The sequence below is a fragment of the Escherichia sp. WS2035 genome (assembly GCF_046487065.1).
Lineage (GTDB): Bacteria > Pseudomonadota > Gammaproteobacteria > Enterobacterales > Enterobacteriaceae > Escherichia > Escherichia coli.
Genome location: NZ_JBJQKD010000009.1, coordinates 69,235 through 94,926, shown reverse-complemented (window position 1 = coordinate 94,926; position 25,692 = coordinate 69,235). Strand labels below are relative to the sequence as shown.

Here is a 25,692-nt window from a genome sequence, read left to right as displayed (position 1 = left end):
CTGTTTCTTCTCTGTATCCAATACGTTAAAAGATTTACACTGTCTTCGTATGCGTTATCAGAAGGAGAATCGCTATGGCAACTTTGTTACAACTTCATTTTTCTTTCAATGGCCCATTTGGCGACACAATGGCTGAGCAGCTTAAACCGCTTGCTGAGTCGATTAATCAGGAACCTGGTTTTCTGTGGAAGGTTTGGACAGAAAGTGAAAAGAACCACGAAGCCGGTGGGATCTACCTTTTCACTGATGAAAAAAGCGCCCTTGCCTATCTGGAAAAACATACTGCCCGACTGAAAAATCTCGGCGTTGAGGAAGTTGTCGCCAAAGTTTTCGATGTCAATGTGCCACTGAGTCAAATCAATCAGGCAAAACTTGCCTGACAGATTTTAATCAAGGGCGGTTAGTGCCCTTTTCATCCCTGTCTGAAATTTCTCAAATTCTAAAAATCTCAACCAAACTTACCTGATAACACTAAATTCGAAAGAATGCGTACAGGTAAGTAACAATGAAAACAATTGCTATTGTGGGTGCCGGGCCTACGGGGATCTACACCTTATTCTCGCTTCTACAGCAACAAACGCCACTTTCTATTTCTATCTTCGATCAGGCTGACGAAGCCGGTATCGGGATGCCATACAGTGATGAGGAAAACTCAAAACTGATGCTGGCAAACATTGCCAGTATTGAAATACCGCCGATTTATTGCACGTATCTCGAATGGCTACAAAAGCAAGAAGCCAGCCATCTCCAGCGTTATGGCGTTAAAAAAGAAACCTTGCACGATCGTCAGTTTTTACCGCGAATTCTGCTGGGCGAATATTTCCGCGATCAATTTTTACGATTAGTAGACCAGGCACGACAGCAAAAATTTGCAGTGGCTGTTTATGAATCATGCCAGGTTACCGATCTGCAAATTACAAATGCTGGCGTCATGCTCGCTACAAATCTGAATTTACCCAGCGAGACGTTTGATTTAGCGGTGATCGCAACGGGGCACGTCTGGCCTGATGAAGAAGAAGCAACCAGAACGTATTTTCCCAGCCCGTGGTCAGGCCTGATGGAAGCAAAGGTCGATGCGTGTAACGTGGGTATTATGGGAACATCCTTGAGCGGACTGGATGCGGCAATGGCAGTGGCTATTCAGCATGGTTCGTTCATTGAAGATGATAAACAACACGTCACTTTTCACCGCGATAACGCAAATGAAAAGCTAAATATTACGTTAATGTCGCGCACAGGTATTTTACCCGAAGCCGATTTCTATTGCCCTATTCCCTACGAGCCCTTACACATCATCACCGATCAGGCATTAAATGCTGAGATTCAAAAAGGCGAAGTGGGCCTTTTGGATCGGGTATTTAGATTGATAGTAGAGGAAATCAAGTTTGCTGATCCAGACTGGAGCCAACGCATAGCCTTAGAGAGCCTGAATGTCGATTCCTTTGCTCAAGCCTGGTTTGCCGAGCGCAAACAACGCGACCCATTTGACTGGGCAGAAGAAAATCTCCAGGAAGTCGAACGCAATAAACGAGAAAAACATACTGTTCCCTGGCGTTATGTCATTCTGCGCCTGCATGAAGCCGTACAGGAAATTGTTCCACATCTGAATGAACACGACCATAAACGGTTCAGTAAAGGCCTTGCCCGGGTTTTCATCGATAATTATGCGGCAATCCCTTCAGAGTCTATTCGTCGACTACTGGCCTTACGTGAAGCGGGAATCATTCATATTCTCGCCCTCGGTGAAGACTACGAAATGGAAATTAATGAGTCGCGCACCGTCCTGAAAACGGAAGACAATAGCTACTCGTTTGACGTTTTTATTGATGCCCGCGGGCAGCGTCCGCTTAAAGTGAAAGATATTCCTTTCCCTGGACTACGCGAACAATTACAGAAAACAGGGGATGAAATCCCTAATGTTGGCGAAGATTATACGTTACAGCAACCCGAAGATATTCGTGGGCGCGTAGCGTTCGGCGCGTTGCCCTGGTTGATGCACGACCAGCCTTTCGTTCAGGGAATTACGGCATGTGCAGAAATTGGAGAGGCGATGGCTCGGGCGGTCGTAAAACCTGCATCCCGTGCGCGTCGGCGTCTTTCGTTTGATTAAAGGTAAAGCTATCAGCACTCAACAAACTGATGTTGTTCATTAAGACGATAGCGGACTCCGGCTCGAATATTGTTTTCACCTTCAATGGCGACGGCGAAGCGAACTCTTTCGCCGTCATGATATGCCAGTGCGGCGCATCCCCCTGGCCCGAGAATAATTGAGTCGACCACGCCCGTGCTCACTACCGTTGAATTTTCACCACTGGCAATGATGTGTACATTGTCGCCGCTGTTGGCAATTCTGGCGTTTGCGCCAAAGCTGGCGATTTGCACCAGGTCACCATTACTGGCGACATGACACCGTTCACCCAATGTACAAACGCGTACTCGCATTCCGGTATTCGCAATCCGACCGCTATCTCCAGCGCTGCTTATCCGCGAAGAATTACCGGTTACAGCAACCCGTGCGCGTGCACCGGAGCTGCCAATGTGACTGTTAAAGCCGACACTTCCAATCCGCACGCTATAACCCATACTGGCAATTTGCGCGGCATACCCAGCGGTTGCGATTCTGGCGTTATCCTCACAACAGCCGAGGCGAGCATGATCGTCGCTGCGGACAAACTGACTGCAAAATAGTCGTTCTCCGGGATCTGTGGCCAGTTTTTGCATAGAGGAAACTTCCTGATGCGCGAAGTTTTCATCTGCCAGCCATTTTTTCCACGCATACTCAACCAGACTCTCCGCCCAGTCCGTATATCCTTCCTCAATCAGTGCATGATGAATATCGGCATAACTACCGCCACGTGGGAAATGGCGCAGAAACCAGCGATACATCACCGCTCCGATACGCCATTCTCGCAGGTCTGCTCGTGTAATGATCATTCGTTAGTGCCGGTGATAGCCATCGACCATGCTTTTAAAGGTTTCGTGTGGCGTACGCCCCGTGGTGCAAAGATAAAGATGACCGAAGATAAAAAAGAGGCTTATAAATGCCAGAGCAAAATGCGCCTGCAATAACCAGTATCTTACGCCAGGAAACACATCTCCCACGGCTTGCGGATAGAGACACAGCAGCCCCGTCAATAGTAACAATGGCAACAATCCATACATGACACCAACATAGGCGACCTGCTGTAAGGGATTAAATTTAGACTGGGTTGTTGCCGGGAAAGGATGTTCTTCCCCCTGCATAATGCCAAACAAATAAAATCGCGTTTGTTTTGCCGCTCGATCCAGCCAACCCTGACGACGAATGCGATAGTGGTGACCATTACCCCCAACGGCATTGATCAGAACAAAGCCAAGCCAGCATGCCAGTAACAAAAATCCGCAAACTTCATGCACCGCAACCAGACTTTTAACCGCAGTTGCGCCCACCAGCGCAAAGTGATTTATCAGCCCACTTGCCAGCAACAATACAAAGAGTAACGCATTCGACCAGTGCCATAATCTGACCGCTTTGCTGTAAAGATAAATCCTCTCACTATGATCGGTGGCTGATTTCTTCACGCCACGAGCACGAAGCAAGGCATGTAGCCCCAGCACCAACCACATCCCAACCAGCAATAGTCCGGCAATGATCAACCACACCGGCCAAAATTGGGGGGTGAACTGTGGCACATAGTTCGCCAACTGGCTCTGAAACTGTTCAGCATGTTGCGACGGGTTCATACATTTTCCTTTTTAATCAAATGTTGACCGAACCGGCGATACAGATGCGGTTTCCCGGCGCCAGGTAGCTGATATTGATAGTATTTATTTTCCTGCAACCACGCCTGAATTTCTGGGCTATCTTCGTGACCAAAGATCAATGCGTGTTCCGGGCAGGCACTGACGCAAATGGGCGGAAAGCCTTTTGCCAGTCGGGTCTCAGCGCAGAAATCACATTTATCTGCCACTTTAGTGACAGGGTTAAGGTAGCGAACCTGGTACGGGCAAACGCCAATGCAATAACTGCAGCCGATGCACTGCGATTTTTCTACCCGCACGATCCCCTGCTCATCACGCCACGACGCCCCTGTCGGGCAAACGTCGATGCAAGGAGCATCTTCGCAGTGCTGACATGACTGACGAAAAAAGTGATACTGCGTTCCATTGTCGTTATCGATGACTGGAATGTGTGCTATCGATAAACGGCTTCCCTGAGCGGGGACGTGGTTAGTTTTACGGCATGCGCGGGCGCAGATATTACAGCCATTGCACCGTGACTCGTCATGAATCATGGCATACCGAACTTCCTTTTCTTGCCTCGTATTCGCTAACAGAGAAGACGCAGAACCAGTAAAAAAGATTACTGTTCCCATCCCCAGAACAAATTTGCGTCGAGTGAAGGACATCTGATTATCCCCTAATGCAGTGGCTGCAACTGTCCACCCTATCCATGACATCCCCCTGAAATTTCAGGGGTTCTGAAACTGCTCTACCTCGAACCATTCGCATAAGCCATACGCCTTGCCATAGGTCATAAATCGCTCGCTAAACAAGTACAACACTGCCGTCGATGACTCCACCTGCCGTATATCGGCATATTCAGGTGCAACATCCATCGCGGCGATCGCGGCTTCAATCTGCGCTTCCTGGAAGTAATATGGCGCTTGCATCAGCATGGCGACTTTGTAAGGACGAGGATACGTCTGGCACTCAAAACGAACGGCGTGTGCAATGGCGCGACAAATGTCCTGCTCCACAACTTGCAAAGACATCGCCGCGTAGTTTTCACTCATGGCCTGCGTTGAGTAATAGTAATCATCCTGGCTTCCCGTCATACAAGCGATATCCGCGTAGTCTCCGTTCTGCTTAATGTTTTCCAGCAAAACTGACAGTTCCTCTTCTGCAACCGAATAGGGTGGCGAGAGAAACACGGCGCGCGCCACCAGCTGCCCAGCCGCAGAATGCTGGCGAATGAACTCTGCCAGGATTTCAGCCGGTTCTGGTTCGGTTACCGTATCAACGGGGTGACGCATCCCCTGCAACCATTGCCGCTTCGCCTCATCAATTTCGCTGACTTTCGCTAACGGCAATTCATCCTGATGGTTCATCTCTCCCATTCCTTACGCAGGCAGTAGATTGTGTGCTGCCAGATCGGCGGCAATATCTTCCAGCCCCAGACGCTGCAATGTTTCGCGGGTCGGACAACCAAGCTGTGGGTCCCAGCCCATTTCTTTGTAGAACATCGTGAGCGAAGCATGCATATCGTCACGGTCCATTTTGTCTGTACCTTCAGTAAAGACCGGGATCTGCGGATCCTTGTCGAATACCCAGGAACAGATAAGATCGTGTTCATTACGCATATCTTTGGTTTGCATCAGTTTTACCGTGTAGGCGCGATGCAACGTAAAGATACGCTCTGCAGCTAAATCTAATTTTTCCTGAGTCATATCTTCGCCAGTGATCGCTTTGAAGAATTTGGCTTCAAGCGCCAGATCACCCCGGTAATTACGGCTTTTCAGCGGCGAAACGGTCATTGGCCAGACCCAGTTGCACAGGGTGACGGCGTTATGCAAACAGACCCGCAACAGCGACCACTTAGCATATTTAATTTTTGCGTCATTGATCGGTGTGTAGTTTTTGGTTTCATCGTAAGCATCTTCAGAACCAAAAAGCTCTTTCGCCACTTCACGCTGCAGTTTCAATGGCAAGCCGGAACCAATAAAATTGATATGGGTATGCGTCATGCAGTCACGGTTGAACATACAGTTAACAATGGAACCGACTTGCGCTGACGCTTCATTGGCATGGTGAACCGGATAGCCAAACGGCGACCAGAGTTTATTTTTCGCGTAGCCCCAGTACTCTTCACCCAAATTCCAGCGTTCTGCGATGGCATATGAACCATCAGCCAGGTGACTCAACTCACCCACGCGATGCGCCAGACGGTAGTAAAAATCTTTAATAAAGTTAACGTCACCCGCTTCCAGTTGATCCCAGCGAATTTCCGCATACTCTTCAGCAGGCAGAACACGCTTGAACACACCTTTGCTGTAACAATAAGTAAAGTCGCGATGCAACTGCCCGTAGTTACACCATAGGCCGTAGTCATCGAACAAATTCAGACCAACCAGGTTACCAATCACACGACCATCGTCCTTATCTTCAAAATCTTTCGGCCCGTTCGGGAAGATGGTGGTATGGACAAAGTTTGCTACACAAGTGTTACCACCTGTGCTGGGCACGCCAAACTCTTTCACCCGAGGAATATTCATTTGGGTCATACAACGGATCGGGCAAGAGTGGCAGCCACTCATTTTTACTGTGTATTTCTCTGCCGCCGGACCTAAGTCAAAAACGGATTTATAGGTACGAAAGCCGACCGTATTCTGATTGCCTGGCGGAATTTCCCCCGTTTCAATCGGACCACCTTCAGCCGCGCCCCAAAACAGCCCTTTACGTGCTGTCCAACGTGACTTGGGATCTGAATACTCTGCCCACGATTGCGGCGTACTTGGCACGACATGGTTGTTATTCGCACCGATAAGTTCAGTCATCATGTAATCGTTGAGACGCTTCATCTCCTGACGATCGGCAATGTTGACCCCTTTCGTCCCTTCAACCGCAATCGCTTTCAGGTTTTTCGAACCCATTATTGCGCCAGTTCCCGCACCGCCGCTGTGGTTACGGCTATTCAACATGCCAGAGAGAGGAACAAGGTTTTCTCCAGCCTGACCAATAGCCGCCACACAGGTTTCCGGACTGGTCAAGCGACAAATTTCTTCCGTCGTTGCGCGCGTCCCTTTTCCCCATAAGAAATCGGCTTTTTCAAGGCTAACTTTGTCATCTTTAATCTTCAGCCATACCGGTGATTTCGCTTTCCCTTCGATAATAATGACGTCGTATCCAGCGAATTTCATTTGCGCTGCAAAAAAGCCCCCCATATGGGCATCGACGACTAAATTTCCTTTGGTAAAAGTAGAAAGTGAGGTGATATTTACGCGAGAACTACAGGGGGCACCAGATCCAGTTAATGGGCCGGTAGCAAAAACTAATTTATTCGCTTCATCGAAAGGTTTCGTGCCTGGCGGTACTTCGTCATACATAATTTTGTAGCCGAAGCCCATGCCACCGACAAAACTTTTAAATTTACTGGAATCTTCGAGGGTAATATTTCCTGTCGTGAGATTGACTCTTAATATATTACCTGTCCAACCGTTAGCCATGATTTTTTCCTTTGCAAGATTCACACAGTAATATCTTTCCACTCGATAATTTTTAACGCCCCTGTTGGGCAGGCGTTTGCGCATTCACCGCATAACACACATTTCGAGGATTTTTTACTTTCGGTATTTACGGTGGCCATCATCCACGGGCATGCCGTAGTACAGGCGCTACAGCCAATACAACGTTTATGATCGACGGTAATACAGCCTTCTTTCTGCTGCCAGGTAATCGCACCAATCGGGCAGACGTTCATGCATTGCGACTCTTTGCATTGACGGCAGGTATCCGCGGTATAGTTGAGATCGCCATACAGGCCACCGCCAGAGCCAACCCCGTTGTCGCCAAAGAAATAATTGCGATGGATTTTGATACGGGAGAAGAATGTCCCTACTGAGCCATCGTTGAAGTTGGTACAAGAGATTTCACAGCGGTGGCAACCCGTGCATCGCGCACGTTGGGTCACCAGCACCCCTTTGGGTGTATTTATCAACCCTACTGTGCCGCTATCAATATCTTCCTGTTTGCAACCCAAAAGTGACAGTAAAGCAGGGGCAATTGTTAAACCAGCAAGGCCTTTTCCTGATATACGCAAGAATTCTAATCGCGTTAAGCCAATATTTAATAGTGGACGATCAACCGGGTTCATTTATTTCGCATCCTCTTCGCAAACACAGTGCTGACAATTCAACAGCCTGATATTAAGCACTCAACTAATACGCTGCTGACGCTGTCCTCAACACCAGATATTTTCCCTAACCCGATAGTGTATGAGAAAAGATTTAACGCTAACAAACTAATCCTTTATGGTTAGGAGAAAAAATAATGTGATTATTCTGGGCTCTTAACATTGATCGTTATCAATTAAAATCACAAAGCAAGAAATTATAAGTGAAGTGATATTTATTATCATTTGAAATAAATTTAACTTAACCGACAATTATTTGTGAAATTCATCGCAGAAAATAAAAATAACTTTATCGCTATAAATTAAAATATACACCGAAATTCGTATAATTTCAGCAGTTGTTATTTAGAATGATTAACTGGACCGCAACTGAACTAACAATATCAGGATGAAGCTTACCGCCTCATCCTGAATGGTCATTTTACTAGTGCGTTAATGACTGTTTCCATCGCCTGCTTTTCCAGCTCACTGCGCTGAATGCGTTTATTGGCTAATGCTGTACGTAATACGCCTGCGATAACAATATGCTTTGGTTCCTGCCCCAGATCGCGCATTTCCAGCACAACTTTACCGACAACTCTGCACATTTCTCGGTACAGTTCATCCTCTTTTGTCCGGTTTCCCATTCTTTATACCTATTTATCATGCCAACTATCAGCATATATCAATCTAACCAATTAAACAAAAATCAAACAAAATCAGACAAATAACGTGATAAATTATTTTAACTGTAGCAATTGAGCGATGATGTATTTATACACCGGATGAACTTTCACTTATCCTCACACTGACAACCCCGGCACCAGACGTTGCGCAAACAACGAAGTTTTTGCGTAACCTTTTCCCTGGAACGCTGAATCTTTGATAACAATTTATTGTCTAACAAGTTGTATATTTTTTGAAACGCTGTTTTTGTTTTCCTTTTGGATTAATTTCAGCGTATAATGCGCGCCAATTGACTCTTGAATGGTTTCAGCACTTTGGACTGTAGAACTCAACGACTCAAAAACAGGCACTCACGTTGGGCTGAGACACAAGCACACATTCCTCTGCACGCTTTTTCGATGTCACCTATCCTTAGAGCGAGGCACAACCACTTTCGTAATACCGGATTCGCTTTCCGGCAGTGCGCCCAGAAAGCAAGTTTCTCCCATCCTTCTCAACTTAAAGACTAAGACTGTCATGAAAAAGACCAAAATTGTTTGCACCATCGGACCGAAAACCGAATCTGAAGAGATGTTAGCTAAAATGCTGGACGCTGGCATGAACGTTATGCGTCTGAACTTCTCTCATGGTGACTATGCAGAACACGGTCAGCGCATTCAGAATCTGCGCAACGTGATGAGCAAAACTGGTAAAACCGCCGCTATCCTGCTTGATACCAAAGGTCCGGAAATCCGCACCATGAAACTGGAAGGCGGTAACGACGTTTCTCTGAAAGCGGGTCAGACCTTTACTTTCACTACTGATAAATCTGTTATCGGCAACAGCGAAATGGTTGCGGTAACGTATGAAGGTTTCACTACTGACCTGTCTGTTGGCAACACCGTACTGGTTGACGACGGTCTGATCGGTATGGAAGTTACCGCCATTGAAGGTAACAAAGTTATCTGTAAAGTGCTGAACAACGGCGACCTGGGCGAAAACAAAGGTGTGAACCTGCCTGGCGTTTCCATTGCCCTGCCAGCACTGGCTGAAAAAGACAAACAGGACCTGATCTTTGGTTGCGAACAAGGCGTAGACTTTGTTGCTGCTTCCTTTATTCGTAAGCGTTCTGACGTTATCGAAATCCGTGAGCACCTGAAAGCGCACGGCGGCGAAAACATCCACATCATCTCCAAAATCGAAAACCAGGAAGGCCTCAACAACTTCGACGAAATCCTCGAAGCCTCTGACGGCATCATGGTTGCGCGTGGCGACCTGGGTGTAGAAATCCCGGTAGAAGAAGTTATCTTCGCCCAGAAGATGATGATCGAAAAATGTATCCGTGCACGTAAAGTCGTTATCACTGCGACCCAGATGCTGGATTCCATGATCAAAAACCCACGCCCGACTCGCGCAGAAGCCGGTGACGTTGCAAACGCCATCCTCGACGGTACTGACGCAGTGATGCTGTCTGGTGAATCCGCAAAAGGTAAATACCCGCTGGAAGCGGTTTCTATCATGGCGACCATCTGCGAACGTACCGACCGCGTGATGAACAGCCGTCTCGAGTTCAACAATGACAACCGTAAACTGCGTATAACCGAAGCGGTATGCCGTGGTGCCGTTGAAACTGCTGAAAAACTGGATGCTCCGCTGATCGTGGTTGCTACTCAGGGCGGTAAATCTGCTCGCGCAGTACGTAAATACTTCCCGGATGCCACCATCCTGGCACTGACCACCAACGAAAAAACGGCTCACCAGTTAGTACTGAGCAAAGGCGTTGTGCCGCAGCTGGTTAAAGAGATCACTTCTACTGATGACTTCTACCGTCTGGGTAAAGAACTGGCTCTGCAGAGCGGTCTGGCACACAAAGGTGATGTCGTAGTTATGGTTTCTGGTGCACTGGTACCGAGCGGCACTACTAACACCGCATCTGTTCACGTCCTGTAATATTGCTTTTGTGAATTAATTTGTATATCGAAGCGTCCTGATGGGCGCTTTTTTTATTTAATCGATAACCAGAAGCAATAAAAAATCAAATCGGATTTCACTATATAATCTCACTTTATCTAAGATGAATCCGATGGAAGCATCCTGTTTTCTCTCAATTTTTTTATCTAAAACCCAGCGTTCGATGCTTCTTTGAGCGAACGATCAAAAATAAGTGCCTTCCCATCAAAAAAATATTCTCAACATAAAAAACTTTGTGTAATACTTGTAACGCTACATGGAGATTAACTCAATCTAGAGGGTATTAATAATGAAAGCTACTAAACTGGTACTGGGCGCGGTAATCCTGGGTTCTACTCTGCTGGCAGGTTGCTCCAGCAACGCTAAAATCGATCAGCTGTCTTCTGACGTTCAGACTCTGAACGCTAAAGTTGACCAGCTGAGCAACGACGTGAACGCAATGCGTTCCGACGTTCAGGCTGCTAAAGATGACGCAGCTCGTGCTAACCAGCGTCTGGACAACATGGCTACTAAATACCGCAAGTAATAGTACCTGTGAAGTGAAAAATGGCGCACATTGTGCGCCATTTTTTTGCCTGCTATTTACCGCTACTGCGTCGCGCGTAACATATTCCCTTGCTCTGGTTCCCCATTCTGCGCTGACTCTACTGAAGGCGCATTGCTGGCTGCGGGAGTTGCTCCACTGCTCACCGCAACCGGATACCCTGCCCGACGATACAACGCTTTATCGACTAACTTCTGATCTACAGCCTTATTGTCTTTAAATTGCGTAAAGCCTGCTGGCAGCGTGTACGGCATTGTCTGAACGTTCTGCTGTTCTTCTGCCGATAGTGGTCGATGTACTTCAACATAACGCATCCCGTTAGGTTCCACGGAATATTTCACCGGTTCGTTGATCACTTTCACCGGCGTTCCCGTCCGCACGCTGGAGAATAAAGCTTTAATATCCGGTGCATTCATGCGAATACAGCCCGAACTGACGCGCAAACCGACGCTGTCCGGCGCACTGGTGCCATGAATGAGGTATTCGCCATTACCATGCGCGAGGCGCAGTGCGTAACGTCCTAGCGGGTTATTTGGCCCGGCAGGAACGACCGGCGGTAATTTAATGCCACGCTCCAGCGAACGTTGACGAATGCCCGCCGTAGGCGTCCAGGTTGGGTTAGGGATTTTCTGCCCCACACGCGTTTCCATCACCGGCGTTTCCAGCCCCTGCAAACCAATACCTATCGGATAAACCTGCACGATATTTTCTCCCGGCGGATAATAATAAAGGCGCAGTTCTGCAAGGTTCACAATTATCCCCTGGCGCGGTGCATCAGGTAATAACAGTTGTGAAGGAATAGTTATCGTCGTACCGGGTTTTGGCACCGGGGCGATAGTGTTATTGGCTTCAAGGATCAACATTGCCGCAGTATCAAAACGTCGGGCGATGGCCTGAAGGTTTTTATCCCCTTCTTGCACCGTATACGTTTGATTTTGCCCAACCAGTCGGCTGCCGGTTGGTGGTAGCGGATAATCAACCGCCCAGGCAGCCTGGATGGCGCTAAAAGCGCCGATAAGCGTGAGTGTAAGCAAAGACGCGCGTTTCATTGTAAACCTCCTGTATTTGCCGGAGACTCACGCTGAAACGTCGGATGGCGCTTATGTTCACCTGAAACCAAAACACTCCTGTGCAGGCCAGTGTAAACATTGACCACCCGACAATGTGAGCCAACCGGATGAAAGCTGTCCCTTTAGTTTAGCTAAGTGCAGCGGCTTTGGCGCGAATTGCGCGAATCATCGCTTCCAGACCTTGTGAGCGTGATGGGGTGAGATGTTGGGTGAGCGCCATTTTTTCAAACCACGGGCGCACATCGAAATTGACAATATCCTGCGGCGTCATTTGATCGTAAAGAATAAAGACGACCGCAATAAGCCCTTTTACAATGGCCGCATCGCTGTCGCCCTGCAATTCAATAATTCCCTGCGCATTCTGGCGCATTACAATCCACACCTGACTCTGGCAGCCCTGGATGCTATTTTGCGGGCTTTTGTCTTCGTCACGTAATTCTGGCAGACGCTGTCCCAGTTCAATAATGTAGAGATATTTCTCTTCCCAGTTGGCGCAGCGTAAAAAGTTACGCAGCAATTTTTCTTTATCCGGCAATACAGCCATAGAGCCTCCCTTTTACCCCAGTAGACGATGAATACGTTGCAATCCAGTTACCAGACGATCCACTTCTTCATGGGTGTTGTACATTGCCAGCGACGCCCGACACATCGCGGGGACGTTGTAATAGGCCATTAATGGCATAGCGCAGTGATGTCCGGTACGCACAGCAATGCCGTAATTATCGAGAAAACTGCCAACATCATAGGCGTGGTGTTTACCGAGATTAAAAGCAATAACGCCAAGCCTGTTCTGTGGGCCATAGAGAGTGAGATCCGGTACAGATTCCAGCTGTGCTAGCGCGTAGTGCATCAGATTCTGTTCATACTCGGCTATGTTATTAAGCCCCAGCGCCGAAACATACTCCAGCGCCGCGCCAAGGCCAATAATACCTCCGGTATTGGGCGTACCGGCTTCAAACCGCCACGGCGCTTTGGTCCAGGTAGTGCCTTCACTCAGGCTAACGGTGGCAATCATAGAACCGCCCCCTTCCCACGGCGGCATCTCCTGCAACAAGGCTTCTTTGACATACAGCACGCCAATGCCGGTGGGACCATACAGTTTATGCCCGGAAAACACGTAGAAATCGCAATCCAGCGCCTGAACATCCACCGGATGATGCATCACCGCCTGAGCGCCATCCACCAGCACTTTTGCGCCATGTTGATGCGCAAGTGTGATCATCTCCGCCAGCGGATTTTCTGTCCCAAGCACGTTGGAGACATGAGTAATTGCCAGCAGGCGAGTTTTCTCATCAAACAGCGTAGGCAGCGTCTCCAGTTGCAGAGTACCGTCGGGGTTGAGCGGGATCACACGCAGCTCTGCGCCAACGCGTGCGCAAAGCATCTGCCAGGGGACAATGTTAGCGTGGTGCTCCATCTGACTGATGATGATGTTATCGCCCGCTCGCACATTGCTGTTGCCCCAGCTATTGGCGACCAGATTGATCCCTTCCGTCGTGCCGCGGACGAACACCAGCTCTTCCGCCGAACGGGCATTAATAAACAGCGATGCCCGCTTGCGCACGTTCTCCATTTTCTCGGTCGCCTGGGCGCTTAAGGTATGAATACCGCGATGCACCGCCGCGTAGCCGTGACGATAAAACTCAGCCTCGGCGTCAATCACCTGGCTTGGTTTCTGCGCACTGGCGGCACTGTCGAGATAAGCCAGCGGCAAACCGTTTACCTCACGAGAAAGCACCGGAAAGTCGGCCCGCACTTTGTCGACGGAAAAAGTCATCTTGCACCTCCTGGCAGTCGTTGACCGATTCGGGCCATCACCTGCTGTTTAAGCCCCTCATCACACAGTGCTTCCGTCAGTTCGGCAGCAAAGGCGTAGATGATCATCTGCTGGGCATCTTGCTGATTGATCCCGCGCGAGCGCAGATAAAACATCTGTTCGTCATCAATACGCCCCACCGTCGCGCCGTGGCTGCATTTCACATCATCTGCATAGATTTCCAGCTGCGGTTTAGTATCCACTTCCGCCAGTTTGCCCATCAGCAGATTATTGTTGGTCATCTGACCATCCGTTTTGATGGCGTGCTGCGCGACGTTGATCAAACCGTTAAATACCGCGCGGCCTTTGTCGCTGACGATAGTTTTGTGCAACTGTCGGCTGTTACAAAAACCTTTATTGTGTTCCAGCCAGGTACGAGTATCACACACCTCGTTTTTCACCGGCATCGCCAGGCTATTGATCCGCACCGTGCTGTTTTCGCCATTGAGTTGCGTACTGGTGTTGTGTCGTAACACTGCGCCACCCAGCAGGAAACTGTGGCTAAATGCGGTGGCATCATCAGCCAGCAACAAATCGTTATGAGCAAAGTGGTGACTGAGCGGGTTTTCAAACGCCAGCTTGATATGCTGCAAATGGGCGTTCGCTGCGACGTTGATAGTGAACCGTGCGCCGGTGAAGTGACGAGCATCATTAAGGCTGACAAAATGTTCGATCACCGTTGCTTCGGCACCTTCCGCCAGATCCAGATGATGCCGGTAATGGGCAGTATTCACCTCTTCACCTGCCACGCCCTGGGTGATATGCATTAACAGCAATGGCTTTGTCGGCCGTTGACCGCGCTTCACGGCGATATGCGTCACGCTTTGTGCCAGGCTTTCCGTCAAATGCAGAAACACTTCCGCCTGAATAGCGTCGGGTAACCCCTGACGGTCGTCGTTAATGCTCACTTCATATCCGCTGCCTTCAGTTGCATCGCTCAGTGCGGGCACGTAACGTCCATCGACAAACACCAGCCGCACGGCGTCTAACGTTAACGCTAAGGCATCACGCTGCTGTGGGGATATCTCCCCCGCAATGCAGACAAACTGGCTATTGGTCAGCCCGTCCAGCGGCGTATATTTCCAGTTTTCATGTTTACGTGTCGGCAGTCCGGTACGCAGCAATTGTTGTAAATGCTGCTGTGCTTGCGGGGAGCGTTTCGCCCCTTCAGCTTCAAACAAATGATGCCACTGTTGCAGTGCGTTACTGCTGTTCGGTAAGCCAGCCATAACCCTGCTCCTCCAGTTGTTTGACCAACGTGAAATCGCCGGATTTCACAATTCGTCCCTGATACAGCACATGGACGTAATCAGGCTTGATGTAGTCGAGAATGCGTTGATAGTGCGTAACAATGATGAATGAACGCTTGCCGTCACGCAGCGAGTTCACGCCATCGGCAACCACTTTTAATGCGTCAATATCCAGCCCGGAGTCTGACTCATCAAGAATGCATAACTCCGGTTCCAGCACCGCCATTTGCAAAATATCGTTGCGCTTTTTCTCGCCGCCGGAAAAACCAACGTTTACCGAACGGGTTAATAAATCTTCCGGCATCTTCAGGAGAGCGATTTTCTCTTCCATCAAATCCTGAAAATCAAAGCGGTCGAGCGTTTCCTGGCCGCGATAGCTGCGCACCGCATTAAGTGCCGTTTGCAGGAAAAACTGGTTACTGACGCCGGGAATTTCCACCGGATACTGGAAGGCCATAAAGATGCCTTCACCTGCACGATCTTCCGGCGACAGCGCAAGCAAATCTTTGCCTTTAAACTCAACCGTGCCGCTCGTCACTTCATAATCTTCTCGCCCGGCAAGCGTTGCCGATAAGGTACTTTTGCCCGAACCGTTTGGCCCCATAATGGCGTGAACTTCGCCGGGACGAACATCGAGGCTTAATCCACGCAGGATAGCTTTATCTTCCACGCTGACGTGTAAATCTTTAATACTTAACATGTTTATTCCTTATCCGACGCTATGCTCAAGGCTGATGGCGAGGAGTTTTTGTGCTTCAACGGCAAATTCCAGCGGCAGTTCCGAGAACACGTCTTTGCAAAAACCGTTAACAATCATCGAGATGGCATCTTCTTCGCTGATCCCGCGTTGCAGGCAGTAAAACAGTTGATCTTCACCAATACGTGATGTCGTTGCCTCGTGCTCCAGCTGAGCGCTGTTATTGCGACATTCGACATACGGGAAGGTATGCGCCCCACAATTAGCGCCAATCAGCATTGAGTCGCACTGAGTGAAATTGCGCGCATTGGTTGCCGTCGGCATGATTTTCACTAAGCCGCGATAACTGTTCTGACTATGTCCGGCAGAGATCCCTTTCGAGATAACGGTCGATTTGGTGTTTTTACCGATGTGGATCATCTTGGTGCCGGTATCCGCTTGTTGATGACCGCTGGTCAGCGCCACTGAGTAAAACTCACCAATGGAGTTATCGCCGCGCAAAATGCAGCTGGGATATTTCCACGTAATCGCTGACCCGGTTTCTGATTGCGTCCATGACATTTTGCTGTTTTCGCCTTCGCACAAAGCACGCTTGGTGACGAAGTTGAGAATACCGCCGGTGTTGTTATCGCCAGGGAACCAGTTTTGTACCGTAGAATATTTCACCTCGGCGTTTTTATGGATGATGACTTCCACCACCGCCGCGTGTAACTGATAGCTGTCACGCACCGGAGCGGAACAGCCTTCAATGTAGCTAACGTAGCTGTCTTCGTCGGCCACCAGAATGGTGCGCTCAAACTGCCCGGTTTTTTCCGCGTTAATGCGAAAATAGGTGGAAAGTTCCATCGGGCAACGCACGCCTTTAGGCACATAAATAAACGTACCGTCAGAGGCTACCGCCGCATTAAGTGCGGCAAAGAAGTTGTCATTCCCCGGCACCACGGTGCCGAGATATTTACGCACCAGTTCCGGGTGATCGTGGATCGCCTCGCCAAAGGAACAAAAAATAATTCCCTGCTCTGCCAGTTTTTCGCGATAAGTAGTGGCAACCGAAACAGAGTCGAAAATGGCATCCACCGCCACCTCTTTGCCTTCCCGCACGGGAACGCCCAACTGCTCAAACGCCGCCTCCACCTCTTTACTTAAAAAGGCGTTCGCGCCAGTTTGCTGCACCGCGCCGGGTTCAGACGCGCAGTTGTCGTCACAATTACCGCACGATGGTGCCGAGTAGTAGCTGTAATCCTGATAATTCAGCTTGTCGTAGTGCGCTTTCAACCAGTGCGGTTCTTCCATCTCCAGCCATGCGTGATAGGCGTTGAGACGAAACTCCAGCATCCACTCCGGCTCATTACGCTTCGCCGAAATTGCGCGCACCACCTCTTCGTTTATCCCCTTTGCCAGCTCATCGGTGGCTAACTGGGTGAAGAATCCTTCTTTATAATTCAGCGGGCCGCCGGTCCAGGTTTTGACATCGTCAGTTGCTTCAGTATTACGAGACATAGTACCGCCTATACCCCAAAGCTTTCGCCACAGCCACATTCATTCTGGGCTTTAGGGTTGTGAAATTTGAATATCTGATTAAGTCCTTCACGAACGAAATCGACTTCCGTGCCATCAATAAAAGGCATCGCTTGCAGCGGGACAAACAGCTTCGCGCCGTCGTGTTCAAACAGCAGATCGTCTTTGTCCGGCTCGCTAACACTGTCGAGCACATAGCCAAAGCCCGCGCAGCCCGTTTGCTTCACGCCTAAGCGCACGCCGATCATACCCGGCTGCTTTGCCACCAGTTCGCGGATGTGTATCGCCGCTGCGGGTGTCAGCGTTAAGCCTTGCCAGGCGAAATCCTGTGGATTAAAGGTTCCTGAATGCATGTCCATCGATTTACCTCACTTCATCGCTTTCAGCGTATAACAGCATGTTAGTGATAATGATTATCAGTTCAACCCAGCAAACGCAGGGGCTTTAGCGTAAAACATGCTTTTTACCTGCTTTTAATAAGCATAGACCCTGATTTGTGGGTTAACAGGCACGCTAAGAATTAGGTATCTCATTGTTAGATAATGATTATTATCTAAGGAGCATTAAGGCTGTGATGAAAAAGAAAAAGTTGCATTGAAAATGACTATTTAAGGGATAGGTAAAAAAGTGCAGCGTTCAGAAATAAGAAAACCCTTAAGTCTGTGCGACACAGGCTTAAGGGTTTCTACCCCATCCGGCGCTTATCTCCGGCACTCACAGTGGCTTAGCTCTTGAAGGGGCGATAAGGATAATCTCATAAAGCTAACCCACTGTTTTAACACAAACTGCGATTTGTATTATTTTTGAACGTTATCAGGCGGGTAGATAGGCAGTATTAAGAAGGCCCTCGAACCTGGACGAAGATTAATCCAGGCCGATTTGGCGAACTCGCGACATTAAATCAGGATCAATGCACGCCCAGACGCCAGGCGAAATAGATTTCTTCTTTTAATTCAGCAGAAGAGAGAGTAAGCAGGTCAGCAAATTCAAGTTCTAATTGTTTCAGACGCTTGAGATATTGGGCAGGTGAAAGATTGCTTTGGTCACGGCGTAAAAATTCAATGGCCAGTTGGGTGGGATCAAGTTGAGTAGACATAGCATCCTCGCTTTTAGACAAGACCTGCACAGTATACCACCGTTTACTGTGCAGATAATAACCAAAAGCAATATGCGTCACACTTTTCTGGTGACAACGTCACAAAATAGCGGTCGTCAATCGTGACGAACAGCACAAACGCCCTTTCTCATCGAAGATTTCAATCTGCCAGACCTGGTGACGCGAACCGAGATGCAACGGTTTACATACGCCGCGCACCCGCCCTTCTCGTACTGAGCGGACGTGGTTAGCATTGATTTCCAGACCAACCACTTTTTGCTCACCCTCGGTACATAAATAACCGGCAACGGAACCGATACTTTCGGCCAGTACCACGGATGCACCTCCATGCAGCAACCCGAAAGGCTGCTTTGTCCGCGAGTCTACTGGCATTGTCGCTTCAAGGGTGTCATCACCAATATGTTCAAAGCGAATATCCAGCAACCCCACCATGTTTCCTTCCCCCATAGCATTCAGTGCTTCCAGGGTGATTTTTCGTTTCCATATCATTTAATAATCTCCAGTAAAGCCTGCACAGGATGGCGTACCCCCGTGCCTTCAACCCGTTTTACCTGACTACGGCAGGAATATCCGGTCGCCAGACAGCGATTACGCGGCAGTCGCTGCATCGCCTGATGCCAGGATAACTCATAGATCCCGAGCGAATTTTTATGATTTTTCGCTTCATGTCCGTAAGTCCCTGCCATGCCGCAGCACCCCACGCTGACATTTTCCAGTTTCGCGCCAAAACGGGCAAATATTGCCGCCCATTGTGCTGGCGCGCCCGGCAAGGCGGTAACTTCGGTACAGTGACCAAAGAAATACCATGATTCACCGCTGACTGTAGCCACTGGCTGTGACTCAAGTGCGCTTGCCAGCCATTCATTCGCCAGTAAGACGTTAAACTCGCCACGCTCCTCGCCCAGAGCCAGTTTATATTCATCGCGATAACAAAGTACCAGCGCCGGGTCGACGCCTACCATTGGCATACCCAGCTTCGCCATACGGTTGAGGAAATCCGCCGTCTTTTTCGCCGTCTTCGCAAAACGATTAAGAAAACCTTTGATATGCTGGGCTTTGCCATTTGGCGAAAATGGCAGTAACACGGGCTGGAAACCTAATTTTTCGACCAGACGGACAAAATCCGCCACCACTTGAGCATCGTAATAGCTGGTAAAGGGGTCCTGCACCACAAGCACCGTGCGCGCTTTCTGCTCTGCATTGAGAGCTTCAAGCTGTTCCAGCGTCATGTTTGCCGAGCGATGCCCCACCATTTGTTGTTGTAGCGAGGGGACCGACAGCAGCGGCAAATCAACCATGCCGATATGTTTTTCCGAGAGTTTGCGCACCAGCGGCTGGTTAATGAAGAAATTAAAGGTTTTCGGCGCGCGTGCCATCAGCGGTGCGTAACTCTCAACCGTAGCGACGAGGTGGTCGCGCAGCGGGCGTAAATAACGGGTGTGATAGAGTTGCAGGAAACGAGAGCGAAACTCCGGCACATCAATTTTGATGGGGCACTGAGTCGAACACGCTTTACAGGCCAGACAGCCCGACATCGCCTCTTTGACTTCGTGTGAGAAGTCATATTCGCCTTTATTCGCATGCCAACTATTGCGCGTGCGGGCAATTAACGTCCGCAAACTGACTCCGGATTCAGGAAGTTCTTGTTCCAGTTTGAGTGGGTCAACGCCGCGATCCGCCAACAAACGCAGCCATTCACGTACCAGCGTAGCGCGCCCTTTCGGTGAATGAATCCGGTTCTGGGTGATCTTCATCGACGGACACATCGGACTACGAGCATCAAAGTTGAAGCATAAACCGTTGCCGTTACACTCCATTGCACCACGCCACTGCTGGCGTACCGCAATGGGGATCTGTCGATCGAATGTACCGCGCTTCACCGCGTCCACTTTCATCATCGGCGCATCGAGACCTTCTGGCGGGCAAATCTTCCCGGGGTTGAGTCGGTTATGCGGGTCAAATGCCGCTTTCACTTTACGCAGTTCTGCAAAAAGTTCCTCACCGAAAAACGCCGGGCTGTATTCGGCGCGAAAACCTTTGCCGTGTTCGCCCCACAACAAACCACCGTATTTCGCGGTAAGCGCCACTACATCATCAGAGATTTGCTTCATCAAAATCTCTTGTTGCGGATCGCACATATCCAGCGCCGGACGGACGTGCAAGACACCTGCGTCGACGTGACCGAACATACCGTAGCTTAAGCCGTGGCTGTCGAGCAGCGCGCGAAATTCAGCAATATAATCCGCCAGGTGTTCCGGCGGTACGCAGGTATCCTCAGCAAACGGAATTGGCTTAGCAGCACCTTTGGCATTGCCAAGCAGACCAACGGCTTTTTTGCGCATCGCATAGATACGTTCAACACCCGCCAGCTCGCGGCACACCTGCCAGCCGATCACTCCTGCCTGTTGGCTGGCAATCAGCTCATCAAGCCGCACACAGAGTGCATTAACTCGCTCGTCAATCAGTGCCTCATCATCACCGGCAAATTCCACAATGTTCAGCCCAAGCATCTCTTTATCAGGCACATCGGTAATCAACTCGCTGACGGAATGCCAGACAATATCTTCCCGTGCAAGGTTGAGCACTTTTGAGTCCACCGTCTCTACCGAAAGCGCGCGCGCCTCAACCATAAACGGCGCGTTACGCAGCGCGGAGTCAAAAGAGTCATATTTGACGTTCACCAGACGGCGTACTTTAGGCAAGCGCGTAATATCCAGTCGCGCTTCGGTAATAAAGGCCAGCGTCCCTTCTGAACCCGTCAGAATGCGCGTCAGGTCGAACTCGGTCATCTCATCGTTAAAGACATGACGCAGATCGTAACCGGTAAGAAAGCGGTTAAGCTTGGGGAAGTTGTCGATGATTAACTGGCGTTGCTGACGGCAACGTTGATAAACCGTGTTATAAATTCGCCCGATTGTGGTATTGGATTTACCCAGCGTTTCCGCCAGTTCGACGGGTAAAGGTTGCGTATCGAGAATATCGCCCCCCAACAACACCGCGCGTACGCCAAGTACGTGATCTGACGTTTTGCCATAGACCAGCGATCCCTGACCGGATGCATCGGTATTGATCATCCCGCCGAGCGTTGCCCGGTTGCTGGTCGAAAGTTCTGGCGCAAAAAAGTAGCCAAAGGGTTTCAGGTACTGATTGAGTTGGTCTTTAATCACCCCGGCCTCAACGCGCACCCAGCCCTCTTCAGGGTTAATTTCGATGATGCGGTTCATATGGCGGGACATATCAACAATAATCCCCTGGTTGAGCGCCTGACCGTTAGTGCCGGTGCCGCCGCCGCGGGGGGTAAAGATCAACGATGAATAGCGTTCCTGCGCGGCAAGACGGGCGATCAGCGCTACATCTGCGGTTGAACGCGGAAATACCACCGCATCGGGGAGAAGTTGGTAAATACTGTTGTCAGTCGACATTGTCAGACGATCGGCATAACTTGTCGCCGTATCGCCGGTAAAACCCTGTTGCTCCAGCTCTTGCAAAAAATTAAGCACCAGTTGAACGACGCCGGGTGCCTGGGAAATCTGTGGAATCATTATATTGACCCTTTCCTGCGGTCTGTGATGAGAGATTAATCGTTTGCGTGTTGCCTGAGTTGTTGTACCACATTTTTTTCTAACACGCCCATCAGAATTAAGGGCAGAATCGACCTGTTAAAAACCGCTGAAATTGCTCATCATTATGCAGGTGAGTTTCGCGTGTTCACGTCGCGTCGACGATTTGACGCACAAAAAAGGTGAAAAGTAGTTATGGTAAATGTTCGTCAGCCCAGGGATGTCGCACAAATTCTGCTTTCGGTGCTGTTTTTAGCCATCATGATTGTGGCATGTCTGTGGATTGTACAACCCTTTATTCTCGGCTTTGCATGGGCCGGTACAGTGGTTATCGCCACCTGGCCGGTATTGTTACGTTTGCAAAAGATCATGTTTGGTCGCCGCTCTCTCGCCGTTCTGGTGATGACGCTGTTATTAGTGATGGTGTTTATCATCCCTATTGCTTTGCTGGTTAACAGTATCGTCGACGGCAGCGGCCCGCTAATTAAAGCCATTTCCAGTGGTGACATGACGTTACCCGATCTGGCGTGGCTTAATACCATTCCGGTGATTGGCGCGAAGCTATATGCAGGCTGGCACAATTTGCTGGATATGGGGGGGACGGCGATCATGGCGAAAGTCCGTCCTTATATTGGCACCACCACCACCTGGTTCGTTGGGCAGGCGGCGCATATCGGGCGCTTTATGGTGCATTGTGCGCTGATGCTTCTCTTCAGCGCCCTGCTGTACTGGCGCGGTGAACAGGTGGCACAAGGCATTCGCCATTTTGCAACCCGTCTGGCAGGCGTTCGCGGAGATGCCGCCGTGCTGCTGGCGGCACAGGCTATCCGCGCGGTGGCGCTGGGTGTGGTGGTGACGGCGTTAGTACAGGCAGTGCTTGGCGGTATCGGCCTCGCCGTATCCGGCGTACCTTATGCAACTTTGCTAACGGTGTTAATGATCCTCTCCTGCCTTGTCCAGCTTGGACCGTTGCCGGTACTGATTCCGGCGATTATCTGGCTCTACTGGACTGGCGATACCACCTGGGGAACGGTATTGTTAGTTTGGAGCGGTGTGGTTGGCACGCTCGATAACGTCATCCGCCCAATGTTAATTCGCATGGGTGCCGATTTACCGCTGATCCTGATCCTCTCTGGCGTTATTGGTGGTTTGATTGCTTTCGGGATGATCGGTCTGTTTATTGGTCCGGTTCTGTTAGCCGTTTCCTGGCGTCTGTTTGCCGCGTGGGTGGAAGAAGTCCCACCGCCGACGGACCAACCGGAAGAAATTCTCGAAGAACTTGGCGAAATCGAGAAATCGAATAAGTAATTTCTCATCAGGCGGCTCTGCCGCCTGATTGTTAACCCCTGCTAATTGATATTTGCTTGCTCTTCCCCATATTTTCCTGCTTACCGCTATTCAGCTGGTAGTACCTGTCGCAAATTCTTTACAGTTTTTAAACTAATGAGACGAATCTGATCGACGCAAAAAGTCCGTATGCCTACTATTAGCTCACGGTTATAAATCAACATATTGATTTATAAGCATGGAAATCCCCTGAGTGAAACAACGAATTGCTGTGTGTAGTCTTTGCCCATCTCCCACGATGGGCTTTTTTTTAACATTTTTCTGCTTCGCTACCTCGCCCCTCACTCTTTCCAATAATGTTGCACAAGATACTGTGACTCTCTTCAAGCCGTCAGCAGGCTGATAATGTTATTTATATTTTATTGTTTATTTCATGCAGCCATTACACGATGAACGCTTATGAACTCCAGGCACTTCGCCATATTTTTGCCATGACTATTGATGAATGCGCGACCTGGATTGCCCAGACCGGTAACAGTGAAAGCTGGCGTCAGTGGGAAAATGGCAAATGCGCCATTCCTGATTATGTAGTCGAGCAACTGTTGGCTATGCGTCAGCAACGAAAAAAACATCTTCATGCAATCATAGAGAAAATAAATAACCGCATCGGCAACAACACCATGCGTTTTTTCCCCGACTTAACCGCGTTTCAACAAGTCTACCCTGATGGCAATTTTATTGACTGGAAGATCTATCAATCGGTAGCCGCTGAATTATATGCACACGATCTGGAGCGGCTTTGTTAATTTCTCCACAGAAAGGAATTGTCGTTGTTACAACAATAATGAACGGATACTGACACAACATCGCTACACTTTTTAAAGCACCTTTGCTAAGTAGAACCTATGAAAAATCCCTATTACCCTACCGCACTTGGGTTGTATTTTAATTACCTGGTGCATGGTATGGGCGTCATTTTGATGAGCCTGAATATGGCCTCGCTGGAGACGCTTTGGCAGACTAATGCCGCGGGCGTCTCGATAGTTATCTCATCACTGGGCATTGGTCGATTAAGTGTCTTGCTTTTTGCAGGATTATTATCCGATCGCTTTGGTCGCCGCCCTTTTATCATGCTCGGGATGTGCTGCTATATGGCCTTCTTTTTTGGCATCCTGCACACCAATAACATCATTATCGCTTATGTTTTTGGCTTTCTGGCGGGAATGGCAAACAGTTTTCTCGATGCAGGCACCTATCCCAGTTTGATGGAAGCTTTTCCACGCTCACCGGGTACAGCCAATATTTTAATTAAAGCATTTGTTTCCAGCGGACAATTTTTATTACCGCTAATTATCAGCCTGTTAGTGTGGGCTGAACTGTGGTTCGGTTGGTCCTTTATGATTGCCGCAGGCATTATGTTTATTAACGCTCTGTTTTTATACCGTTGTACGTTCCCACCCCATCCGGGTCGTCACTTACCTGTCATAAAGAAAACCACCAGCTCTACGGAACATCGCTGTTCAATTATCGATTTAGCCAGTTATTCCCTATATGGCTATATCTCAATGGCAACGTTTTATCTGGTTAGCCAGTGGCTGGCACAATACGGACAATTTGTCGCTGGCATGTCATACACCATGTCGATCAAATTACTCAGTATCTACACCGTGGGTTCGCTGCTGTGTGTATTTATTACTGCTCCACTCATTCGTAATACCGTTCGCCCAACAACATTACTGATGCTGTACACCTTTATCTCATTTATCGCCCTGCTCACCGTCTGCCTGCATCCCACATTTTATGTGGTGATAATATTTGCTTTCGTCATCGGTTTTACCTCCGCAGGCGGTGTTGTACAAATTGGCCTGACGTTAATGGCGGAACGTTTTCCCTACGCTAAAGGTAAAGCTACGGGGATCTATTACAGTGCGGGCAGCATTGCAACATTTACCATTCCGTTGATTACGGCTCATCTTTCGCAAAGAAGTATTGCCGATATTATGTGGTTCGATACCGCCATCGCTGCTATCGGCTTTATACTGGCACTGTTTATTGGCTTACGCAGTCGCAAAGAAACGCGGCATCACACGCTAAAGGAAAATATCGCTCCGGGTGGGTAATGCAATATTCTTTTCAGGTTATGCAAGATCTTACGGATAAATAACTCTTTCTGCGCTAACTAAGGAAAATAGCGATCAAAAACAAACTATGACATGCAATATTCCTGGAAACATAAACTTTATGCCATGTACCCAGGGAAAATCATCTTCAGTATAGTAATTATGTAAACCGTCGGAGAACAATACGTACGGTAACGAAATTATCT

The 25,692-nt window shown here is 49.1% G+C and carries 25 protein-coding genes and 1 other RNA gene; 9 read left to right on the top strand and 17 right to left on the bottom strand.

All coding sequences use genetic code 11. The features are described 5' to 3' along the window. Window positions 1-74: 74 nt before the first annotated feature. Together ACJHX4_RS16025 and ACJHX4_RS16020 are read left to right on the top strand one after the other, a co-directional pair. Window positions 75-380 (top strand): monooxygenase, encoded by a 306-nt coding sequence (locus tag ACJHX4_RS16025; RefSeq protein ID WP_000212681.1) that lies wholly within the window; start codon window positions 75-77, stop codon window positions 378-380. Window positions 381-505: 125 nt separating this feature from the next. Continuing rightward, on the top strand, window positions 506-2,110 hold the full coding sequence (locus ACJHX4_RS16020) for an FAD-NAD(P)-binding protein (protein WP_000848170.1): 1,605 nt from the start codon (window positions 506-508) through the stop codon (window positions 2,108-2,110). Window positions 2,111-2,121: 11 nt separating this feature from the next. Here ACJHX4_RS16020 and ydhT read toward each other — a convergent pair whose 3' ends face one another. The 7 genes from ydhT to fumD form a co-directional block, all read right to left on the bottom strand. Then, window positions 2,122-2,934 (bottom strand): protein YdhT, encoded by an 813-nt coding sequence (gene ydhT, locus ACJHX4_RS16015; protein ID WP_000587585.1) that lies wholly within the window; start codon window positions 2,932-2,934, stop codon window positions 2,122-2,124. A 3-nt stretch (window positions 2,935-2,937) separates the two neighbouring features. After that, window positions 2,938-3,723, bottom strand: coding sequence for a thiosulfate reductase cytochrome B subunit (phsC, locus tag ACJHX4_RS16010; RefSeq protein WP_001070015.1), 786 nt, complete (start codon window positions 3,721-3,723; stop codon window positions 2,938-2,940). Further along, entirely contained in the window at window positions 3,720-4,388 is a 669-nt protein-coding gene (locus ACJHX4_RS16005) for a 4Fe-4S dicluster domain-containing protein (RefSeq protein WP_001296101.1), read from the bottom strand. Before ACJHX4_RS16005 ends, phsC begins: the two co-directional genes overlap by 4 nt. A 63-nt stretch (window positions 4,389-4,451) precedes the next feature. After that, entirely contained in the window at window positions 4,452-5,090 is a 639-nt protein-coding gene (locus ACJHX4_RS16000) for a YdhW family putative oxidoreductase system protein (RefSeq protein ID WP_001296102.1), read from the bottom strand. 12 nt (window positions 5,091-5,102) lie between these two features. After that, window positions 5,103-7,205, bottom strand: a complete 2,103-nt coding sequence (locus ACJHX4_RS15995) for an aldehyde ferredoxin oxidoreductase (RefSeq protein WP_001273524.1) — start codon at window positions 7,203-7,205, stop codon at window positions 5,103-5,105. A 20-nt stretch (window positions 7,206-7,225) separates the two neighbouring features. Next, window positions 7,226-7,852, bottom strand: coding sequence for a ferredoxin-like protein (locus ACJHX4_RS15990; protein WP_001070248.1), 627 nt, complete (start codon window positions 7,850-7,852; stop codon window positions 7,226-7,228). Window positions 7,853-8,307: 455 nt separating this feature from the next. Further along, window positions 8,308-8,517 (bottom strand): fumarate hydratase FumD, encoded by a 210-nt coding sequence (gene fumD, locus ACJHX4_RS15985; protein WP_000528342.1) that lies wholly within the window; start codon window positions 8,515-8,517, stop codon window positions 8,308-8,310. Between the two features lie 354 nt (window positions 8,518-8,871). Between fumD and ACJHX4_RS15980 the strand changes: the two genes are divergently transcribed. The 3 genes from ACJHX4_RS15980 to lpp all read left to right on the top strand — a co-directional run bounded on the left by ACJHX4_RS15980 (window position 8,872) and on the right by lpp (window position 11,033). Then, the gene (locus ACJHX4_RS15980) at window positions 8,872-9,066 is read left to right on the top strand and encodes a hypothetical protein (protein ID WP_242788909.1); all 195 of its coding nucleotides are present in this window, start codon (window positions 8,872-8,874) and stop codon (window positions 9,064-9,066) included. 7 nt (window positions 9,067-9,073) lie between these two features. Further along, window positions 9,074-10,486 (top strand): pyruvate kinase PykF, encoded by a 1,413-nt coding sequence (gene pykF / locus ACJHX4_RS15975; RefSeq protein WP_001295403.1) that lies wholly within the window; start codon window positions 9,074-9,076, stop codon window positions 10,484-10,486. Window positions 10,487-10,796: 310 nt separating this feature from the next. After that, window positions 10,797-11,033 carry a murein lipoprotein Lpp gene (gene lpp, locus ACJHX4_RS15970; RefSeq protein ID WP_000648420.1) on the top strand — a complete coding sequence of 79 codons (237 nt, stop codon included), beginning with the start codon at window positions 10,797-10,799 and terminating at the stop codon, window positions 11,031-11,033. Between the two features lie 62 nt (window positions 11,034-11,095). On the opposite strand, the gene ldtE is transcribed toward lpp, so the two are convergent. From ldtE to ACJHX4_RS15920, 10 genes are all read right to left on the bottom strand, one after another. Then, window positions 11,096-12,100 carry a L,D-transpeptidase LdtE gene (ldtE, locus tag ACJHX4_RS15965; RefSeq protein WP_000817095.1) on the bottom strand — a complete coding sequence of 335 codons (1,005 nt, stop codon included), beginning with the start codon at window positions 12,098-12,100 and terminating at the stop codon, window positions 11,096-11,098. A 148-nt stretch (window positions 12,101-12,248) separates the two neighbouring features. Continuing rightward, the gene (gene sufE, locus ACJHX4_RS15960) at window positions 12,249-12,665 is read right to left on the bottom strand and encodes a cysteine desulfuration protein SufE (protein ID WP_000279730.1); all 417 of its coding nucleotides are present in this window, start codon (window positions 12,663-12,665) and stop codon (window positions 12,249-12,251) included. Window positions 12,666-12,677: 12 nt separating this feature from the next. Then, on the bottom strand, window positions 12,678-13,898 hold the full coding sequence (sufS, locus tag ACJHX4_RS15955; RefSeq protein WP_000144583.1) for a cysteine desulfurase SufS: 1,221 nt from the start codon (window positions 13,896-13,898) through the stop codon (window positions 12,678-12,680). Continuing rightward, window positions 13,895-15,166 carry a Fe-S cluster assembly protein SufD gene (gene sufD, locus ACJHX4_RS15950; RefSeq protein ID WP_000907957.1) on the bottom strand — a complete coding sequence of 424 codons (1,272 nt, stop codon included), beginning with the start codon at window positions 15,164-15,166 and terminating at the stop codon, window positions 13,895-13,897. Before sufD ends, sufS begins: the two co-directional genes overlap by 4 nt. Further along, on the bottom strand, window positions 15,141-15,887 hold the full coding sequence (gene sufC, locus ACJHX4_RS15945; protein WP_000948882.1) for a Fe-S cluster assembly ATPase SufC: 747 nt from the start codon (window positions 15,885-15,887) through the stop codon (window positions 15,141-15,143). The genes sufD and sufC overlap by 26 nt, the downstream gene beginning before the upstream one ends. A gap of 9 nt (window positions 15,888-15,896) precedes the next feature. Then, on the bottom strand, window positions 15,897-17,384 hold the full coding sequence (gene sufB / locus ACJHX4_RS15940) for a Fe-S cluster assembly protein SufB (protein WP_001296103.1): 1,488 nt from the start codon (window positions 17,382-17,384) through the stop codon (window positions 15,897-15,899). A gap of 8 nt (window positions 17,385-17,392) precedes the next feature. After that, the gene (gene sufA / locus ACJHX4_RS15935; RefSeq protein WP_000367158.1) at window positions 17,393-17,761 is read right to left on the bottom strand and encodes a Fe-S cluster assembly scaffold SufA; all 369 of its coding nucleotides are present in this window, start codon (window positions 17,759-17,761) and stop codon (window positions 17,393-17,395) included. 548 nt (window positions 17,762-18,309) lie between these two features. Next, the gene (locus tag ACJHX4_RS15930) at window positions 18,310-18,498 is read right to left on the bottom strand and encodes a YdiH family protein (RefSeq protein ID WP_001296104.1); all 189 of its coding nucleotides are present in this window, start codon (window positions 18,496-18,498) and stop codon (window positions 18,310-18,312) included. 99 nt (window positions 18,499-18,597) lie between these two features. After that, window positions 18,598-19,008, bottom strand: a complete 411-nt coding sequence (menI, locus tag ACJHX4_RS15925) for a 1,4-dihydroxy-2-naphthoyl-CoA hydrolase (protein ID WP_000637988.1) — start codon at window positions 19,006-19,008, stop codon at window positions 18,598-18,600. Further along, entirely contained in the window at window positions 19,005-22,061 is a 3,057-nt protein-coding gene (locus tag ACJHX4_RS15920; RefSeq protein ID WP_000612984.1) for an FAD-binding and (Fe-S)-binding domain-containing protein, read from the bottom strand. Before ACJHX4_RS15920 ends, menI begins: the two co-directional genes overlap by 4 nt. Before the next feature lie 213 nt (window positions 22,062-22,274). Here ACJHX4_RS15920 and ydiK point away from each other — a divergent pair, with 213 nt between their 5' ends. The 4 genes from ydiK to ACJHX4_RS15900 all read left to right on the top strand — a co-directional run bounded on the left by ydiK (window position 22,275) and on the right by ACJHX4_RS15900 (window position 25,486). After that, entirely contained in the window at window positions 22,275-23,387 is a 1,113-nt protein-coding gene (ydiK, locus tag ACJHX4_RS15915; protein WP_000248637.1) for an AI-2E family transporter YdiK, read from the top strand. 185 nt (window positions 23,388-23,572) lie between these two features. Then, window positions 23,573-23,680: antisense sRNA RprA (rprA, locus tag ACJHX4_RS15910), an RNA gene on the top strand. A gap of 135 nt (window positions 23,681-23,815) precedes the next feature. Continuing rightward, window positions 23,816-24,172, top strand: coding sequence for a YdiL family protein (locus ACJHX4_RS15905; protein ID WP_001296105.1), 357 nt, complete (start codon window positions 23,816-23,818; stop codon window positions 24,170-24,172). A 99-nt stretch (window positions 24,173-24,271) separates the two neighbouring features. After that, a complete protein-coding gene (locus ACJHX4_RS15900) occupies window positions 24,272-25,486 on the top strand; it encodes an MFS transporter (protein ID WP_000795578.1) in 1,215 nt (404 codons plus the stop codon). The last annotated feature ends 206 nt before the right edge of the window (window positions 25,487-25,692 follow it).

Coding starts and splice junctions, on each gene's coding strand:
- ACJHX4_RS15930 (WP_001296104.1), bottom strand. CDS start 18,498: ATGTCTACTCAACTTGATCCCACCCAACTGGCCATTGAATTTTTACGC.
- ACJHX4_RS16005 (WP_001296101.1), bottom strand. CDS start 4,388: ATGTCCTTCACTCGACGCAAATTTGTTCTGGGGATGGGAACAGTAATC.
- ACJHX4_RS16025 (WP_000212681.1), top strand. CDS start 75: ATGGCAACTTTGTTACAACTTCATTTTTCTTTCAATGGCCCATTTGGC.
- ydhT (WP_000587585.1), bottom strand. CDS start 2,934: ATGATCATTACACGAGCAGACCTGCGAGAATGGCGTATCGGAGCGGTG.
- lpp (WP_000648420.1), top strand. CDS start 10,797: ATGAAAGCTACTAAACTGGTACTGGGCGCGGTAATCCTGGGTTCTACT.
- ACJHX4_RS15900 (WP_000795578.1), top strand. CDS start 24,272: ATGAAAAATCCCTATTACCCTACCGCACTTGGGTTGTATTTTAATTAC.
- ldtE (WP_000817095.1), bottom strand. CDS start 12,100: ATGAAACGCGCGTCTTTGCTTACACTCACGCTTATCGGCGCTTTTAGC.
- pykF (WP_001295403.1), top strand. CDS start 9,074: ATGAAAAAGACCAAAATTGTTTGCACCATCGGACCGAAAACCGAATCT.
- sufE (WP_000279730.1), bottom strand. CDS start 12,665: ATGGCTGTATTGCCGGATAAAGAAAAATTGCTGCGTAACTTTTTACGC.
- ACJHX4_RS15905 (WP_001296105.1), top strand. CDS start 23,816: ATGAACGCTTATGAACTCCAGGCACTTCGCCATATTTTTGCCATGACT.
- ACJHX4_RS16020 (WP_000848170.1), top strand. CDS start 506: ATGAAAACAATTGCTATTGTGGGTGCCGGGCCTACGGGGATCTACACC.
- ACJHX4_RS16000 (WP_001296102.1), bottom strand. CDS start 5,090: ATGAACCATCAGGATGAATTGCCGTTAGCGAAAGTCAGCGAAATTGAT.
- phsC (WP_001070015.1), bottom strand. CDS start 3,723: ATGAACCCGTCGCAACATGCTGAACAGTTTCAGAGCCAGTTGGCGAAC.
- ACJHX4_RS15920 (WP_000612984.1), bottom strand. CDS start 22,061: ATGATTCCACAGATTTCCCAGGCACCCGGCGTCGTTCAACTGGTGCTT.
- ACJHX4_RS15995 (WP_001273524.1), bottom strand. CDS start 7,205: ATGGCTAACGGTTGGACAGGTAATATATTAAGAGTCAATCTCACGACA.
- sufA (WP_000367158.1), bottom strand. CDS start 17,761: ATGGACATGCATTCAGGAACCTTTAATCCACAGGATTTCGCCTGGCAA.
- menI (WP_000637988.1), bottom strand. CDS start 19,008: ATGATATGGAAACGAAAAATCACCCTGGAAGCACTGAATGCTATGGGG.
- ACJHX4_RS15990 (WP_001070248.1), bottom strand. CDS start 7,852: ATGAACCCGGTTGATCGTCCACTATTAAATATTGGCTTAACGCGATTA.
- sufS (WP_000144583.1), bottom strand. CDS start 13,898: ATGACTTTTTCCGTCGACAAAGTGCGGGCCGACTTTCCGGTGCTTTCT.
- sufB (WP_001296103.1), bottom strand. CDS start 17,384: ATGTCTCGTAATACTGAAGCAACTGACGATGTCAAAACCTGGACCGGC.
- sufC (WP_000948882.1), bottom strand. CDS start 15,887: ATGTTAAGTATTAAAGATTTACACGTCAGCGTGGAAGATAAAGCTATC.
- sufD (WP_000907957.1), bottom strand. CDS start 15,166: ATGGCTGGCTTACCGAACAGCAGTAACGCACTGCAACAGTGGCATCAT.
- fumD (WP_000528342.1), bottom strand. CDS start 8,517: ATGGGAAACCGGACAAAAGAGGATGAACTGTACCGAGAAATGTGCAGA.
- ydiK (WP_000248637.1), top strand. CDS start 22,275: ATGGTAAATGTTCGTCAGCCCAGGGATGTCGCACAAATTCTGCTTTCG.